The sequence below is a fragment of the Pseudomonas wuhanensis genome (genome assembly GCF_030687395.1).
GTDB lineage: Bacteria > Pseudomonadota > Gammaproteobacteria > Pseudomonadales > Pseudomonadaceae > Aquipseudomonas > Aquipseudomonas wuhanensis.
In genome coordinates this window covers 4,197,262-4,212,335 of sequence record NZ_CP117430.1, presented here as the reverse complement: position 1 = coordinate 4,212,335, position 15,074 = coordinate 4,197,262, and the positions used below count along the sequence as shown (strand labels likewise).

Genomic DNA, 15,074 nt, shown 5'->3' with positions numbered 1-15,074 from the left:
AAGTCAACCCTTGCTGTGCTTGACCTCCAGCTTGTTGACCGTCACCTGCGCGCCTTCGGTCTTGTAGCCGGTGTTGTCCAGGGTGTAGGCCCCGGCCTTGAAATACAGCTGTTTGCTCTGCCAGCTTTTGCTGAGCTGCTTGCCCCACCGGTAACCTTGCGAAATCACATGCAGGTAGCCCGCCGAGCTCAAGCGAACCTCGTAGGTGAACCGCTTGTTCAACTCGATATCCTCGGCAATCACCACCTTGGTGTCCGCGCTGCCCGGCTTGAGTCGATAGTTGGCAATCACGCTGCCGGTCTGCTTGGCCTTGTCATAGACATACTCGACCTTCAGCAGCGGGCCCTTGCCCTGGTAGATATGAATCTGCCCGATCACCACCCTTCCTTCCGACGGCACTTGGTTGACTGACAGGCTGGCCGTCATCCGGTGATCGGCCTCGGGGTACGTCCAATTGCGCAGTTCACCGTCCTTGTACGTCTCGCGAAGTTCGCTGCGTGGAAACTCGGATTTGGACGTAGTCCCGCCCGTCACCGGCGCCCAGAAAAACAGCGTATTGCCGGAGCGGAAATACGAATCCGAGTAACCGTCCACCAGGCGCGGCGTCTCGATGACTCGGGCAGGCGTGCCAACCGGGATGGTTAGGTTCCAAGTGCTTAGATCGATCATCGCATGGGCTCCCTGATAGGTCGTGGGTTAATTCGCAGGTAAAGCAACAGGGCTGATCGACAGGGCTTTTGCTGGGCAGCAACAGGGCTGACGGGCTTCCTTAGAATGGTTATGAACACCAGAATGCTCACATCACCCCATGTTTAACATGAAATGATCAACCAGACCGCAGCTAAATCCAGGCGAGCGGTGTACTGGTAAGGCGCGAGCTATCGGTATCCGGCGGCGTGATAAAGAAAAATCGTCGTCATAAGGCAGGAAATACAGGCCGTCGGCGAGAATGCTTCGATTCGGTGCGGTGTTGGACTGACGGGGCAGGCTCACCGGCAGCAGCAGGTTTACGCAATGGGCAGGCGTGTGAGTGTGCTGAGCCACGCCACTGCTCATGGCTTCCCGTAACAATCGCACGCCGTTCAGTTGCACACCCTGCAGATAGCCATGGAAAACACCGGGCGTCAGCTTGTCGTAGTGCTGAGACCATGTCGCAAGGAGGCGGCGTGCTCGATGATTTCGTCGAAGTGTTGAGTTTGACTGTGCATGATGCGTCGCCCCTGAAGCTTGACCCTCTGCAAGCGGCAAGAATTACGCCGTTTTATTGCCCAGCAGCAATCCAGAAGCCAATGCCAGAAATCCCTCGGCCACCTGTTCAGAGGCCGCTTGCGTATCCTCGGCATTGGCAATCCACAAGGAAGCGCCGAGCAGGGCGCCCATGATCAAGCGTGCCGTTGCTTCGGTGTTGACCGCGCGGATCGTGCCTTCATCGATCAACTTCTGGATGCTGTGCTGAGCGCTGCGGATACAGGCATTCTGGCTTGGCCATTGCGAGGGATCGCCCAGCACCGACGGGCCGTCGAGGAACACAATGCGCTGGATTTCAGGCTCCAGGGACATCTTGATGTAAGCGATGGATTCATCGATAAAGCCATCCTAGTGGCCTGAGCGACTAATTCATTAATTTATTTTTTATCACGCTCAGTTTCGCCTTGTGTACCGAACTGATAATGGCTTCAGCTGTTTTATTCCACTTGAACGGCTTGGCTGAGAACTCATGTGAGCCTCGATGAACTGGCGGATAGCTGTCTTCAAGTCGGCAACGCTGGTGAAGGCACCTCGGTACAGCGCTCGCCTTTCCAGTTGTGCAAACCAGCCTTCTACAGCGTTCAACCAGGACGCACTGGTCGGTGTGAAGTGCAATTTGAAACGCGGACGTTTTTCCAGCCACTGCTTGATTGCGGCCGTTTTGTGGGTCGAACTGTTATCCAGGATGACATACAGATCCAGTGCCGGTGGTGTGCTGCGATCAATCTGGTGCAGAAAGGCCAGGAATTCCTTGGCGCGATGGCGTTGCGTGATCCGCCCGATGACTTGGCCGGTCATGATGTCGAATGCCGCGTACAGACTGGCTGTTCCGTGGCGCTTGTAATCATGCGTCCGACGTTCGATCTGTCCGGGGCGCAGAGGCAACATTAGCTGGGTGCGATCCAAGGCCTGAATCTGAGGTTTCTCGTCCACAGACAGCAACAGGGCGTTGTCTGGTGGATTCAGATAAAGCCCGACCACGTCGACCACCTTATCGGCGAAATGGGGATCGTTGCTGATTTTAAAGGTCTTCAGACGATGGGGTTTGAGGTCGGAAGCAGCCCAGACCTGACGCACCTGCCAGGTGGTGACCCGCGCATACTTGGCCATCAGGCGAACACTCCAGTGAGTCGCCTCCTTGGGTACTCGTCGGGTAGTCAGTGTGAGGATCTCGCTGACTTTTTCAGCCCCGATTTTGAGCGGCTGACCACTACGTGGCAGGTCGCTCAAGCCCTCGACGCCCGCCTCCAGATAGCGTTTTCGCCACTTGAACACTGTCGGCGGCGTGATCTGCAACTGTTCGCTGATGACCTTGGGCGTCAATCCATCCGCCAGTAGAAGCAGGATACGTGCACGCAGGGCGAGGCTCTGTTCCAGCGTACTCATACGCAGCCAGCCTTGCAGGATAGCGCGATCAGAAGGCGTTAAAGCGAAGGGGGAAGTCGGTCGGGCCATGCGCATAACCAAGCCATGATATTGGGCGCTTAGGCGGTTGCAGGAGCTGAGTGCAACACGGTTATTGGATTGAAGTGGGCGCATCGTGCCGCATAGCCATGGCCTTTTGCATCACCTCACTCATCATTTCGATCGGACATTTGAAATCGAAGCGTTTACGGGGGCGCATATTCAGTTGCAAGGCAATGGCATCCAGTTCTTCCTGGCTGTGTCCCGACAAGTCCGTGCCCTTGGGCAGGTACTGGCGGATCAGGCCATTGATGTTTTCGTTACTGTCGCGCTGCCAGGGGCTGTGCGGGTCGCAGAAGTAAATCGCGATGCCGGTTTTCTGGGTGATCTCGGCGTGTCGCGCCATCTCCCGGCCCTGGTCGTAGGTCATGCTCTTGCGCATTGCCAGTGGCATGCCATTGAGCGCTGCACTGAAGCCCTCCATCGCCGAGGTTGCCGTCGCATCATTCATCTTCACCAGCATCAGGTAGCCACTGGTGCGCTCCACCAACGTGCCTACGGACGAGGCGTTGGCCTTACCCTTGATCAGGTCGCCTTCCCAATGCCCCGGCATCAGACGGTCGTCAATCTCCGGCGGACGCACATGGATGCTGACCATCTCGGGAATCTGGCCGCGCCGATCCACGCCACCAGAGCGCGGCTTGCGTGTTGTCTTGCTTTGGCGCAGACAGGATCAGCTCCTTACGCAGCTCGCCGACCGGCAAGGCATAGATCGCGTTATAGATCGTCTCGCGACAGACGTAGGCATCTCTGAGGCTGGGAATGTTCATGCTGCGCAGCTTGCCGGCAATCTGCTCGGGAGACAAACGCTCACGCAGCATATGAGCCACCAACTTGAAGCGCTCGCTACCCGGCAACAGCTTTCGCATCGGTCGACAAACCTGGCGGCGGGCCTGCATCTGCCGCTGGGCCACACGGGCCGAGTAGCCGCCGCAGGCATCTCGATTGCGGCGCAGCTCCCGGCTGATGGTCGAAGGGGATCGGGTGATCAAGCAGGCAATCCTACGCAGGCTGAAGCCTTGGGCATGACCGATTTTAATGGTGGCGCGCTCTTCAACGCTGAGTTCGGAATAAGACATAGGGGCTGCACCGTACCGGAAAGGTCAGGTGTTGCACTCAGATTTTTCCGCCGCCGTCTCAATGACATCATCGGCGGTTTGGAAAGAAAGCAAGAGAAACGGAAAAGGGAAGTGTCAGCGAAACTTTCCGAAAATATGGTAGCGCTGCTTAAGAAAGATCTTCATTTGCAGCCTGGGTTTATAAATGCTAGTGCGGTTGATTTTAGCTTTATTGATAACACCGTTCTTGTTAATGGCTCGAGAAACTTTTCGGAAAGCTCTGCGGTCGTACTGCGCCATGTGTTTCATTTGGCCCTGCTCAAAACAAGCACAGAACTGCCTTATATGCGAGTTCCGCGCTTTATGATGTTGGATGGAATTGATGATGGAGGAATGGAAAAAGAGCGAAGCCATAACCTCCAAGCCTTAATAGTGTCCGAGTGTGAGAAAATTGGCGTCCCATTTCAGGTGATCTACGCCACCTCTGAAATTAATCCAGAGTTTCAGGATGGCGAGTTAGTTGTTGGGCGCTATTTTAATCCGGAGATCTCGATCTCTTAATGTACTAACCCAAATCATTGAGTGACGTCTTTATAGATATCAGATCAATCATTTGGCGTGCTCAAAAATGGCAGCTTTTGGCCGAGGCTGTGTAAAAACGTTTTTGAGCGCGACAGGTACTCAAAACCGGACTGAAAATCGCGCTTCTACGCGAAATCCACATCTGCTGACGTGCCGATAAACTTCAGATTTAACGTAGACGCGCACACTTCAATTTTGGCGCAGCGTTTTTACACACTCTGGGCCGATGGCTGCCTGTTGCGAATGGGAAGGGCATGCTTACCCGTTTTAAAAACTAATGACTTCATTTTATTTTCTAATGACCACTGAAGGGAAGGTAGGTAGTAAATGCAATAGGCCGTCTAAACCACAAGTTTATAGTGGCGCCTATGGAAACCTTCAGGAGTATCGAATGCGTTGTTCGCAGCGCCGGAGTCGGCAGCCTCGCCGAGGTCGCTCGAGGTTTGAGCGATACTAGCTGGGGAGCCAAGAGTATCGCCAAGCAGGAGGTGTGCTTCGGAGTGCGGCTGTTAAGCGCTTCACCGCGAAAATACCTCTAGCAATGGCCCGACATCACGACATGAAATATCCGCCCATGCTGGCGTTTAACGTTTCCGCGACACGGTTGGCTATGGTTGGCTGATTCCATTCTTAATGAAAAAAATTCCAATCGTAGTGAAAACTCATGCCGGTTCGCGACTAGGGTAGGGCCCATGCCCGGGCTTGCCAAGGGGCGCTGCACATTTGGATCAATAAGTTGTCAGTTACGGTCATTGAGTGACAGCAGTGCGACTCTTAGTCTGTCGAACATGACTGACGGGGCCGAAGAGCTCCTGCATTTTTTCCGTGATCGCTTGTTGTGGAGTTACCGATGGCCGCCGCTCATTACCCGCACCTGTTGGCCCCGCTGGACCTGGGTTTTACCACGTTGCGCAACCGCACCCTGATGGGCTCGATGCACACGGGCCTCGAGGAAAAGCCCGGCGGTTTCGAGCGCATGGCTGCGTATTTCGCCGAGCGTGCCCGTGGCGGTGTAGGCCTGATGGTCACCGGCGGTATCGGCCCGAACGATGAGGGCGGGGTTTACTCCGGCGCGGCCAAGCTGACCACCGAGGAAGAGGCGCTCAAGCACCTGATCGTCACCCGAGCGGTGCACGAGGCGGGCGGCAAGATCTGCATGCAGATTCTCCATGCCGGGCGTTATGCCTACAGCCCGAAACAGGTGGCCCCGAGCGCGATCCAGGCGCCGATCAACCCGTTCAAGCCTAAAGAGCTGGACGAGGAAGGCATCGAGAAACAAATCAGCGATTTCGTCACCTGCTCGACACTGGCGCAAAAAGCCGAGTACGACGGCGTCGAGATCATGGGCTCCGAAGGTTATTTCATTAACCAATTCCTCGCGGCCCACACCAACCATCGCACTGACCGCTGGGGCGGCGCTTACGAAAACCGCATGCGCCTGCCGGTAGAAATTGTCCGCCGGGTGCGCGAAGCGGTCGGCCCGAACTTCATCATTATCTTCCGCCTGTCGATGCTCGACCTGGTGGAAGGCGGCAGCAGCTGGGAAGAGATCGTGCAATTGGCCAAGGCCATCGAGCAGGCCGGTGCGACGATCATCAACACCGGCATCGGCTGGCACGAAGCGCGGATTCCGACCATCGCCACCAAAGTGCCGCGTGCGGCGTTCAGCAAGGTCACGGCCAAGCTGCGTGGCTCGGTGAATATTCCGCTGATCACCACTAACCGCATCAACACCCCGGAAGTCGCCGAGCAGATTCTGGCCGAAGGCGATGCCGACATGGTGTCCATGGCACGGCCGTTCCTCGCCGATCCGGATTTCGTCAACAAGGCGGCGGCCGGTCGTGGCGATGAAATCAACACCTGCATCGGTTGCAACCAGGCCTGCCTGGATCACACCTTTGGCGGCAAGTTGACCAGTTGCCTGGTGAACCCGCGGGCCTGCCATGAAACCGAACTCAATTACCTGCCGGTGCAGCAGATCAAGAAAATCGCCGTGGTCGGTGCCGGTCCTGCCGGTCTGTCCGCCGCTACTGTGGCCGCTGAACGTGGCCATCAGGTGACCCTGTTCGATTCGGCCAGCGAAATCGGCGGTCAGTTCAACATCGCCAAGCGCGTGCCGGGCAAGGAAGAGTTCTTCGAAACCCTGCGCTACTTCAACCGCAAGTTGCAGACGACCCACGTCGAGCTGTGCCTGAACACCCGTGTGGATGTGGCGCAGCTGGTTGAGGGCGGTTACGACGAAATCATCCTGGCCACCGGCATCGCGCCACGGGTGCCGGCGATTCCGGGCGTTGAGCATGCCAAGGTGCTGAGCTACCTGGACGTGATCCTCGAGCGTAAACCGGTGGGCAAGCGCGTCGCGGTGATCGGCGCCGGCGGTATCGGTTTCGACGTGTCGGAATTCCTCGTTCACGAGGGCGTGGCCACCAGTCAGGACCGCGAAGCGTTCTGGAAGGAGTGGGGCATCGATACGCACCTCGAAGCGCGCGGCGGTGTTGCGGGGATCAAGGCTGAGCCGCATGCGCCGGCCCGTGAAGTGTTCTTGCTGCAGCGCAAGAAATCCAAGGTCGGCGATGGCTTGGGCAAAACCACTGGCTGGATTCACCGCACCGGTCTGAAGAACAAGCAAGTGCAGATGCTCAACAGCATCGAGTACCTGAAGATCGACGACGAGGGCCTGCACATCCGCATTGGCGAAAGCGGCGAACCGCAGGTATTGCCGGTGGACAACATTGTGATTTGCGCCGGGCAGGATCCGTTGCGCGAGTTGCAGGACGGGCTGGTCGCGGCCGGGCAGAACGTGCATTTGATCGGCGGCGCGGACGTGGCGGCAGAGCTGGATGCCAAGCGCGCAATCAACCAGGGTTCGCGGTTGGCGGCTGAGTTGTAATACGCATAACTCTGTGGCGAGGGAGCTTGCTCCCGCTGGAGGCCGAAGGACTCCCCCTTTCAGCGATGGTGTTGTGTCAGGTTAATCACCGTCGCTGATTTTACGGCTGCTGCGCAGCCGAGCGGGAGCAAGCTCCCTCGCCACAAGTAGGCTGCTAAGATACCGGCTCTTTACCCCGAGCCTGGCATCAATGCTTTCCCCACCAACAGACTGGCTACCCCAAGCCCCTCTCGACCCCCTTCATCTCGACTGGCTCACCACTGCCGGCATCGAAGTCGCCATCCTGCGCCTGGACCAGATCGACCCGCTGATCAGCGGCAACAAGTGGTTCAAGCTCATCGAATACCTGAAAGCCGCAGACCAGAGCGGCGCCAAAGGCATCATCAGCCTGGGCGGTGCTCATTCCAACCATCTTCACGCGCTGGCCGCTGCGGGCAAACGCTTCGGTTTCACCACGGTCGGCCTGTTGCGCGGGCATCCGCAAGACACCCCCACGGTGAAGGACTTGCAGGCGTTCGGCATGCAGTTGCATTGGTTGGGTTATGGCGGTTATCGAGCGCGGCACGAACCGGGTTTCTGGCAGCCATGGTGGGAGCAATACCCCGAGCTACATCCAGTGCCGGAAGGTGGTGGCGGCTTGCTTGGGGCGAAGGGCTGCGGGCAATTGGTGGCTCTGGTCTGCGAGCAATTGAGCGGTCTGGGCTGGGGCAACTACGACGGCTGGTGGCTGGCCTGCGGAACGGGCACCACCCTGGCCGGTCTGGTTCTGGCCGAGGCCGGTGAGCATCCGGTATATGGCGCGCTGGCGGTGCCCGATGATCATGGCGTGGCGCAGCAGGTCGAATCGATTCTTCGCGAGACAGGTCTGCAGGACCCGGTTTATGAACTGTTCGACGCCAGCCGTGGCGGCTTTGCCAAAGTCGATCCGCTTTTACTCGAGTTCATTGAGCAGACTGAGCAGGCCAGCGGCATTCCCCTCGAACCGTTGTACACCGGCAAAGCGCTGCTGGCGCTCAAACAGCAAATCGAGGCGGGTAAATTTGCCCGGGGAACGCGCTTGATCTTCATCCACACCGGCGGCTTGCAGGGCCGCCGGGGTTTCAGTCCACAGACCTGAAGGGTGCATTGCGGAAAGTTGAGCGGCGAAAATCCTGTGGGAGCGTGGCTTGCCCGCGAAGAACGATGACGCGTAATAACTGAAAAACCGCGGTGCATTCTTCGCGGGCAAGCCACGCTCCCACAGGTACTGTGTCTTAACCTACCCCCCACACCACAGGTGATCAGTGGTTCGCTAGCCGAGTTCAAACGCGCTTGGGCACCATCCGCAGCAAGGTGTTATCACGCACCACATAGTGATGGTAAAGCCCGGCCACGGCGTGCAGTCCGATCAGCCAATAGCCGATCGTCCCGCCGAGTACATGCCAGCCTTCAAGCTGCTTGGCCAGTGGTTTGTTTTCTTCGATCAGCAACGGCAGGTCGATGCCATAGAACATCACCTGATGCCCCTCGGCGCTGGTAATCAACCAGCCCAGAATCGGCAGGGTGATCATGAAAATATACAGCGCCCAATGCATCAGTTTGGCGAGCAGGGTTTGCCAGCGAGGCGAGGCGGGGAAGATCTGCGGCGCCGGCCCCAGGCTGCGGGCGAACAGCCGCAGCCAGACCAGCACGAACACCGTGAGGCCGAGCATGAAGTGGGCTTCCTTGATCAGCGTCCGGCCGCCGCTGCCTTTGGGGAATATCCCGCGTAATTCGATGCAGGCGTAAACCAGTATTAACAGCACCAGCATCAACCAGTGCAGCGCGATCGATACGGTGCTGTAGCGTGATTCGGAATTCTTCCAGGGCATACGGTGTTCCTCTCAGGTCAGGTCTGAAGTCACCGTTCTTGTTCGACGGCGTGGGTTAACTGTAATCCTGTTTGGTGGGTTTGCCTGAGGCGAAGGGGCTGTTCAATGCTCTGGATCAAGTGATCGGCCACAAAAAAGCGCCAGTTCCGTTAAAGGACGTGGCGCTTTTTTGCGAAACGGGAGGTGCAATCAGTCGTTTTGCGGCATCTCGCCGTTGGCCAGGCGCTTGTTGATGTCGGCGATCACCTCGGGCAAGTCGGTGATGGTATCGATCATGTAGTGCGGCCGGGAGCCTTCGAACATCGCGTGAATGCGCTTGCGTTCGCTGGCCAGTTTATCGCTGCCCAGGGCGCGATAGCCTTCGTAGTCCAGACCCAACGCGTTGCCAGAACAGATCAACGCCACGGTCCACATGCCGGCGCGGCGACCTTCAAGAATGCCCGGCACCGTGTCGTCGATCTTCACGCAAGCCGCGACATCGTCGATGCCCAGGGCAATCACGTTGGCCAGTGCCTGAGCCGGCCATGGGCGACCGTTGGGCACTTCGTCGGTGGCGACCACGTGGTCGGCGACGTAGCCATTGGTGGCGGCCAGTTCTACCACTTTGTCCATGACCTGTTTCGGGTAGCCGGAGCATGAGCCAATCTTGATCCCTTGCTGGCGCAGGTTGGCGATGGTGTCCAGGGCGCCCGGAATCAGGGCCGAATGTTCAGCGATTTTTTCGATCTGCAGCGGCATGAAACGTTTGTAGATGGCGGTGACGTCATCGTCGGTCGGGGTGCGACCGAACACGTTGCGATAGCGCTCGGCGACTTGCGGCTGATCGCACAGGGTACGAATGTGGTCCCACTTGCCCATGCCCATCGGCCCGCGGGCTTCTTCGATGGAAACCTGGACGTCGAACTCGGCGAAGGCTTCGACGAAAATCTGCGTCGGGGCGAAAGAGCCGAAGTCGACCACGGTGCCGGCCCAGTCGAGGATGGCGGCTTGCAGTTTGGTTGGGTTGCTGTAGTTCATGGCAAATAAATTCCTATGAGAAGGAGATATACGGGAGTTCGATGTACCTGTGGGAGCGGGCTTGCCCGCGATGAGGCCCTGTCAGTCGACTTCAATGGTGAATGTCAGACCGCTATCGCGGGCAAGCCCGCTCCCACAGGGATCTGGGGGAATCAGATTTCCAGGACTTCCATCTCGCGCAGCACCTCGGCGACCGCCGCCACGGCTGCGTGCATTTCGCCCTGGTTGACGTGGCCGATGCAGCCGACGCGGAAGGTTTCGACCTGGGTCAGTTTGCCGGGGTAGAGAATGAAACCCTTGGCCTTGACCCGCTCGTAGAATTCCTTGAACTGATAGCGCGGGTCTTTTGGTGCATGGAAGGTGACGATGATCGGCGCCTGGATCGCGGCAGGCAGGAAGCTGCGCAGGCCCAGTTTGGCCATGTCATCGAGCAGCACCTGGCAGTTATTGGCGTAGCGCTGATACCGTGCGGGCAAGCCACCTTCTTCGTTGTATTGCAGCAGCGCTTCGTGCAGCGCCGCGACCACGTGGGTCGGCGGGGTGAAGCGCCATTGGCCGGTCTTGGCCATATAGGTGTGCTGGTCAAACAAGTCCATTGCCAGTGAATGCGAGTTACCGGCAGCGTTTGCCAGCGCTTCTTTGCGCGCAAAGACGAAACCCATTCCCGGCACACCTTCCAGGCATTTGCCCGAGGCGGCGATCAGCGCATCGAACGACACATCCTGGGCGTCGATCGGCACGGCGCCAAACGAACTCATGGCATCGATGATCAGGCGTTTGCCGTGTTGCTCGATGACGTGGGCGATTTCCGCCAGCGGGTTGAGGATGCCGGTGCTGGTTTCGCAGTGAATCAGCGCGACGTGGGTGATGCTGGCATCGGCCCGCAGCAGGCGGTCGACGTCGGCGGCGGTGGTTGGTTCGTCTTCGGCGGTTTCGAAGGTGCTGAACGAGCGGCCGAGCACTTCGCAAATTTTCGCCAGGCGCTTGCCGTAGGCGCCGTTGATCAATACCAGCACTTTACCGTCGCGAGGCACCAGTGTTCCGATGGCTGCTTCGACCGCGAACGTGCCGCTGCCTTGCAACGGCACGCAGTGATGGCTATCGCCGCCGTTGATGATTGTCAGCAGCTGTTCGCAAAGGTTGGCGGTCAGTTGGTTGAAGCGGTCATCCCATGAGCCCCAGTCGACCATCATTGCCTGACGGGTGCGGCTCGATGTGGTCAATGGGCCGGGGGTGAGCAGGATGGGCTCGGCAGTACTCATTCTTGTGTCCTCGCAAAAGCTCAGTGGGATGAAGCTACGGGGCATAAATTGCAATTCGGTGAGCTATCAATCAAATTGTTTGTTGTTATGCCAGCCATCAGTGAGGGTTATTCATGAATCTGTTCCAGCTACGCGCCTTCGATGCCGTGGCCCGCGAGGGCAGCTTCACCCGCGCCGCCGAGCGCCTGTTTATCAGCCAACCGGCGGTCACCGGGCACATCAAGGCGCTGGAGGAGCATTACCAGATCACCTTGTTGCGACGCACCGCGCGGCGCGTCGAGCTGACGGAAGAGGGCACCAAACTGGCGGCGATCACCCGGGCGATGTTTGGCTTGGCCGAAGAAGCGCAGGTGATGCTGGAGGCAAACCGGCAGCTACTCACCGGGCGCCTGGAAGTGGCGGCGGATGGGCCGCACATGGTCATGCCGATGCTCGCCAGCCTGCGCGCGCGTTATCCGGGGATCACCGTGAACCTGCGGTTGGGCAATGCTCAGGAAACCCTCGCGGCGTTGCTGTCGGAACATGCCGACGTGGCTGTGCTCACCGAGGTCGAGCCGCGCAAGGGGCTGCACCTGCAAGCGTTGAGCGAGTCGAGGATTTGCGCGTTGGTGCCCTCGGCTCATCCGTGGGCGCAGAAGTCCAAAGGGGTGCAGCTCAAGGAGCTGGACCAGGTGATCATGGTCTTGCGTGAGCCGAGTTCGATTACCCGACGCACGTTCGACGAGGCGTGCGCTCAGGCCAGGGTCAGCCCACGGGTGTTGCTGGAACTGGACAGCCGCGAGGCCGTGACCGAGGCGGTGGCCGCAGAGTTGGGCGTGGGCGTGGTGTCGTCAGTGGAAGTCAGCCACGACCCGCGGGTGGCGGCGGTGCCGATTATTGGCGAGGGGTTGGTCAATCGGCACATGATCGGGTGCATGGAGCGGCGGCGGGATTTGCGCTTGATACAGGCGTTTTTTGGGTTGGCGCCTGTCTGATAGACCGAGGCGCGGCCATCGCGGGCAAGCCACGCTCCCACAGGGATTTATGCTGGCCACATATCTAGTGTACGACGCAAAACCTGTGGGAGCGGCGAACGGATTTGCGGTTGATACAGGCGTTTGCGCCTGGCAGATAGACCGAGGCGCGGCCTTCGCGGGCAAGCCACGCTCCCACAGGGATTTATGCTGGCCACATATCTAGTGTACGACGCAAGACCTGTGGGAGCGTGGCTTGCTCGCGAAGAGGCCGGACCTGCCTACACCAGACTCTCGCGAACCATCTCCAGAAACGTCGCCACCACCCGCCGCGAACTTTGCTCACGCAAGCACACCAGCGTCTCCGTCAGCCGCCGTGTGCAATCGGTAATCGGCAACGCGCACACCCGCGAATCCGCGCCAAATTCAGCGGCCGACACCACCCCCAAGCCAATCCCGACCACCACCGCCTCGCGTGCCGCTTCCCGGCCTTCGACTTCAATCGCTGGGCGGATGCGAAACCCGGCCCGGGCCATTTCCTCTTCCAGGGTTTGCCGCGTCACCGAGCCGATTTCCCGCAGCACCAACGGTGTGTCGTCCAGGTCCGCCAAGCAGATGGACTCGCGATCGGCCCACGGATGATGGCGTGAAACGAACGCCACCATCGGGTCATTACGCAGCGGTAGCGACAGCAAACGTTCGTCGCTGACATCGCGCCCCAGCAGGGCCAGATCGGCCTGGTAGTTGAACAGCCGAAACAGCGATTCATCGGTGTTGCCGGTTTCAATCTTCACGCTGATGCCGGGGTAGCGCTCGCAGAACCGCGCAATCTGCGGCAGTACATGCACCGGCGCATCCACCGCCAGAATCAGGCTGCCGGTTTGCAACGCCTGAGACGCGTGAAGCAACTCCTGCGCCTCGGCTTCGATGACGAACAGCCGCTGGGTGATGCTCAGCAGGCGCTCGCCCAAATCGGTCAGGCGCACTGAGCGCTTGTTGCGGTGGAACAGCAACACGCCGAAACGCTCTTCGAGTTTGCGCACTTGGTCGGAAATCGCCGGTTGCGTCAGAAACAGCCGCTCGGCAGCTTTGGTAAAGCTTCCATGGACGGCTACCGCGTGGAAGGCTTTGAGTTGGGTGTGGGATACCGACATCGAACTCTCCCGTAACAATCTGAACTTATATTTGAAATACGATAAATCGATTTCACTTATTAATCAGTAATTGTTTTTATCCGCTTCAACCCCGGTGACTGGTCAGTCGAACAGCATCGGTGGCCATGAGCCCATGCGTGCAATCAGCAGGACTCATCTGACCGGTATCGCCTCAGGGAACAGGCGATACCGCAGTGCTCAACAATAAAAACACAGGCGTTTTTTTCCAATTCTGCCGGCACACTCACACCCTGAGGTCAGAACCACAATGAACAGTCCCATCGGTACCATCAAGCGTTGGCGCGTGCAGATATTTGCCATCACCTGGCTCGCGTATGCCGCGTTCTACTTCACCCGCAAAGCTTTTTCCGTGGCCAAACTGGGGATTGCCGAAGACCCCGATTTCACCCTCGACAAAATGGCCATGGCCAACCTCGACGCCATCTACCTGGCCGCGTACGCCATCGGGCAATTCACCTGGGGCATCCTGGCCGACCGCTTCGGCCCACGGGTTGTGGTGCTCGGCGGCTTGCTGATTTCCGCGATGGCCGCGCTGGTGATGGGCAGCTTTGCCACGTTGCCGATTTTCGCCACGTGCATGCTGATTCAAGGGCTGGCGCAGTCCACCGGATGGTCGGGGCTGTGCAAGAACATTGGCAGTTTCTTTCCCGCCGAGCAGCGTGGGCGGGTGTTGGGTTTATGGAGTTCCTGCTACGCCTTTGGCGGGCTGGTGGCCTCACCGTTTGCGGGTTGGTGGGCGTATACGCTGATCGGCACCTGGCATGCAGCGTTCATTTCCAGTGCAGCGGTGGTTGGGCTGGTCGCCGTGCTGTTTTTTATTTTTCAACGTAACAAACCCGAAGACGTTGGCTTGCCAGCGGTGGAGCCGGAACCCGAGCTGACCGCTGAAGAGGCGCATGCTCAAAGCAAGATCAGTGTGCTGGAGCCCTTAAAGGAAATCCTGCGCAACCGAACCGTGCTGGTGCTGGGCCTGGCGTACTTTCTGTTGAAACCGGCGCGCTACGCGATTCTGTTGTGGGGACCGGTGATCGTCTTCGAGCAAATGCCCACGGTGGGCAAGGTCGGCGCGGCGATCATTCCCACCGCTTTCGAGCTGGCCGGGCTGCTCGGGCCGATCCTGCTGGGGCTCGCTTCGGACAAGCTGTTCGGTGCCCGACGCATGCCGGCCTGTGTGCTCAGTCTGTTGGCGCTCACGGTTTCCCTGGCGCTGTTCATGGGCGCCCTGCATACCGGCAGCGTCTTGCTGGTGGTGGCGCTGCTGTTCGTCATGGGCCTGACCCTGTACGGGCCGGACTCGATGATCAGCGGCGCGGCGGCCATCGATTTCGGCACCGCCAAGGCCGGTGCCACGGCGGCGGGCTTCGTCAATGGTTGCGGCTCGGTCGGGGCGATTCTCGGCGGGTTGCTGCCGGGTTACTTCGACTCGGTCACGGTGTTCATCGTCTTTGCCGGTTGCGCGTTGTTTTCAGCGCTGGTGCTGATCCCCCACTGGAACAGTCGCCCGGCTGGTCTGCGTCCCGAACGTGCATTTGTGCCTAACCAACCGATGACCGTAAAACCCCTGCGTACATAAGG

At 58.9% G+C, this 15,074-nt stretch carries 12 protein-coding genes and 2 pseudogenes; 5 read left to right on the top strand and 9 right to left on the bottom strand.

Going from position 1 to position 15,074, the window contains the following annotated elements:
• Positions 1–3 precede the first annotated feature (3 nt).
• The 5 genes and pseudogenes from PSH88_RS19360 to PSH88_RS19340 form a co-directional block, all read right to left on the bottom strand.
• Positions 4–669: a polysaccharide lyase family 7 protein gene (locus PSH88_RS19360; RefSeq protein ID WP_305422134.1), complete on the bottom strand. Its 666-nt coding sequence runs from the start codon at positions 667–669 to the stop codon at positions 4–6.
• Between the two features lie 132 nt (positions 670–801).
• Positions 802–1,248, bottom strand: coding sequence for a hypothetical protein (locus tag PSH88_RS19355; RefSeq protein WP_305422133.1), 447 nt, complete (start codon positions 1,246–1,248; stop codon positions 802–804).
• Between the two features lie 3 nt (positions 1,249–1,251).
• Positions 1,252–1,560 (bottom strand): hypothetical protein, encoded by a 309-nt coding sequence (locus tag PSH88_RS19350; RefSeq protein ID WP_305422131.1) that lies wholly within the window; start codon positions 1,558–1,560, stop codon positions 1,252–1,254.
• Positions 1,561–1,612: 52 nt separating this feature from the next.
• Positions 1,613–2,703, bottom strand: a pseudogene (locus PSH88_RS19345) (IS630 family transposase).
• Between the two features lie 61 nt (positions 2,704–2,764).
• A pseudogene (locus PSH88_RS19340) lies at positions 2,765–3,791 on the bottom strand (IS30 family transposase).
• Here PSH88_RS19340 and PSH88_RS19335 point away from each other — a divergent pair.
• From PSH88_RS19335 to PSH88_RS19320, 3 genes are all read left to right on the top strand, one after another.
• Positions 3,738–4,331 carry a hypothetical protein gene (locus PSH88_RS19335; protein ID WP_305422130.1) on the top strand — a complete coding sequence of 198 codons (594 nt, stop codon included), beginning with the start codon at positions 3,738–3,740 and terminating at the stop codon, positions 4,329–4,331. The pseudogene PSH88_RS19340 and the gene PSH88_RS19335 overlap by 54 nt on opposite strands.
• A gap of 871 nt (positions 4,332–5,202) precedes the next feature.
• Complete coding sequence (locus PSH88_RS19325; protein WP_305422129.1) at positions 5,203–7,242, top strand: NADPH-dependent 2,4-dienoyl-CoA reductase; 2,040 nt, start codon at positions 5,203–5,205, stop codon at positions 7,240–7,242.
• A 190-nt stretch (positions 7,243–7,432) separates the two neighbouring features.
• Positions 7,433–8,359, top strand: a complete 927-nt coding sequence (locus tag PSH88_RS19320) for a 1-aminocyclopropane-1-carboxylate deaminase/D-cysteine desulfhydrase (RefSeq protein ID WP_305422127.1) — start codon at positions 7,433–7,435, stop codon at positions 8,357–8,359.
• A gap of 184 nt (positions 8,360–8,543) precedes the next feature.
• Here the strand turns inward: PSH88_RS19320 and PSH88_RS19315 are convergent, their stop codons facing one another.
• The 3 genes from PSH88_RS19315 to PSH88_RS19305 form a co-directional block, all read right to left on the bottom strand.
• Positions 8,544–9,092, bottom strand: coding sequence for a cytochrome b (locus PSH88_RS19315; protein WP_305422126.1), 549 nt, complete (start codon positions 9,090–9,092; stop codon positions 8,544–8,546).
• Positions 9,093–9,281: 189 nt separating this feature from the next.
• The gene (gene phnX / locus PSH88_RS19310) at positions 9,282–10,109 is read right to left on the bottom strand and encodes a phosphonoacetaldehyde hydrolase (RefSeq protein ID WP_305422125.1); all 828 of its coding nucleotides are present in this window, start codon (positions 10,107–10,109) and stop codon (positions 9,282–9,284) included.
• Positions 10,110–10,261: 152 nt separating this feature from the next.
• Entirely contained in the window at positions 10,262–11,371 is a 1,110-nt protein-coding gene (locus PSH88_RS19305) for a 2-aminoethylphosphonate--pyruvate transaminase (RefSeq protein WP_305422124.1), read from the bottom strand.
• 113 nt (positions 11,372–11,484) lie between these two features.
• Here PSH88_RS19305 and PSH88_RS19300 point away from each other — a divergent pair, with 113 nt between their 5' ends.
• Positions 11,485–12,345, top strand: a complete 861-nt coding sequence (locus PSH88_RS19300) for a LysR substrate-binding domain-containing protein (protein WP_305422123.1) — start codon at positions 11,485–11,487, stop codon at positions 12,343–12,345.
• A 260-nt stretch (positions 12,346–12,605) separates the two neighbouring features.
• Here the strand turns inward: PSH88_RS19300 and PSH88_RS19295 are convergent, their stop codons facing one another.
• Complete coding sequence (locus PSH88_RS19295; RefSeq protein WP_305422122.1) at positions 12,606–13,478, bottom strand: LysR family transcriptional regulator; 873 nt, start codon at positions 13,476–13,478, stop codon at positions 12,606–12,608.
• A 268-nt stretch (positions 13,479–13,746) separates the two neighbouring features.
• Here PSH88_RS19295 and PSH88_RS19290 point away from each other — a divergent pair, with 268 nt between their 5' ends.
• Entirely contained in the window at positions 13,747–15,072 is a 1,326-nt protein-coding gene (locus PSH88_RS19290; RefSeq protein ID WP_305422120.1) for an MFS transporter, read from the top strand.
• Positions 15,073–15,074: the final 2 nt, after the last annotated feature.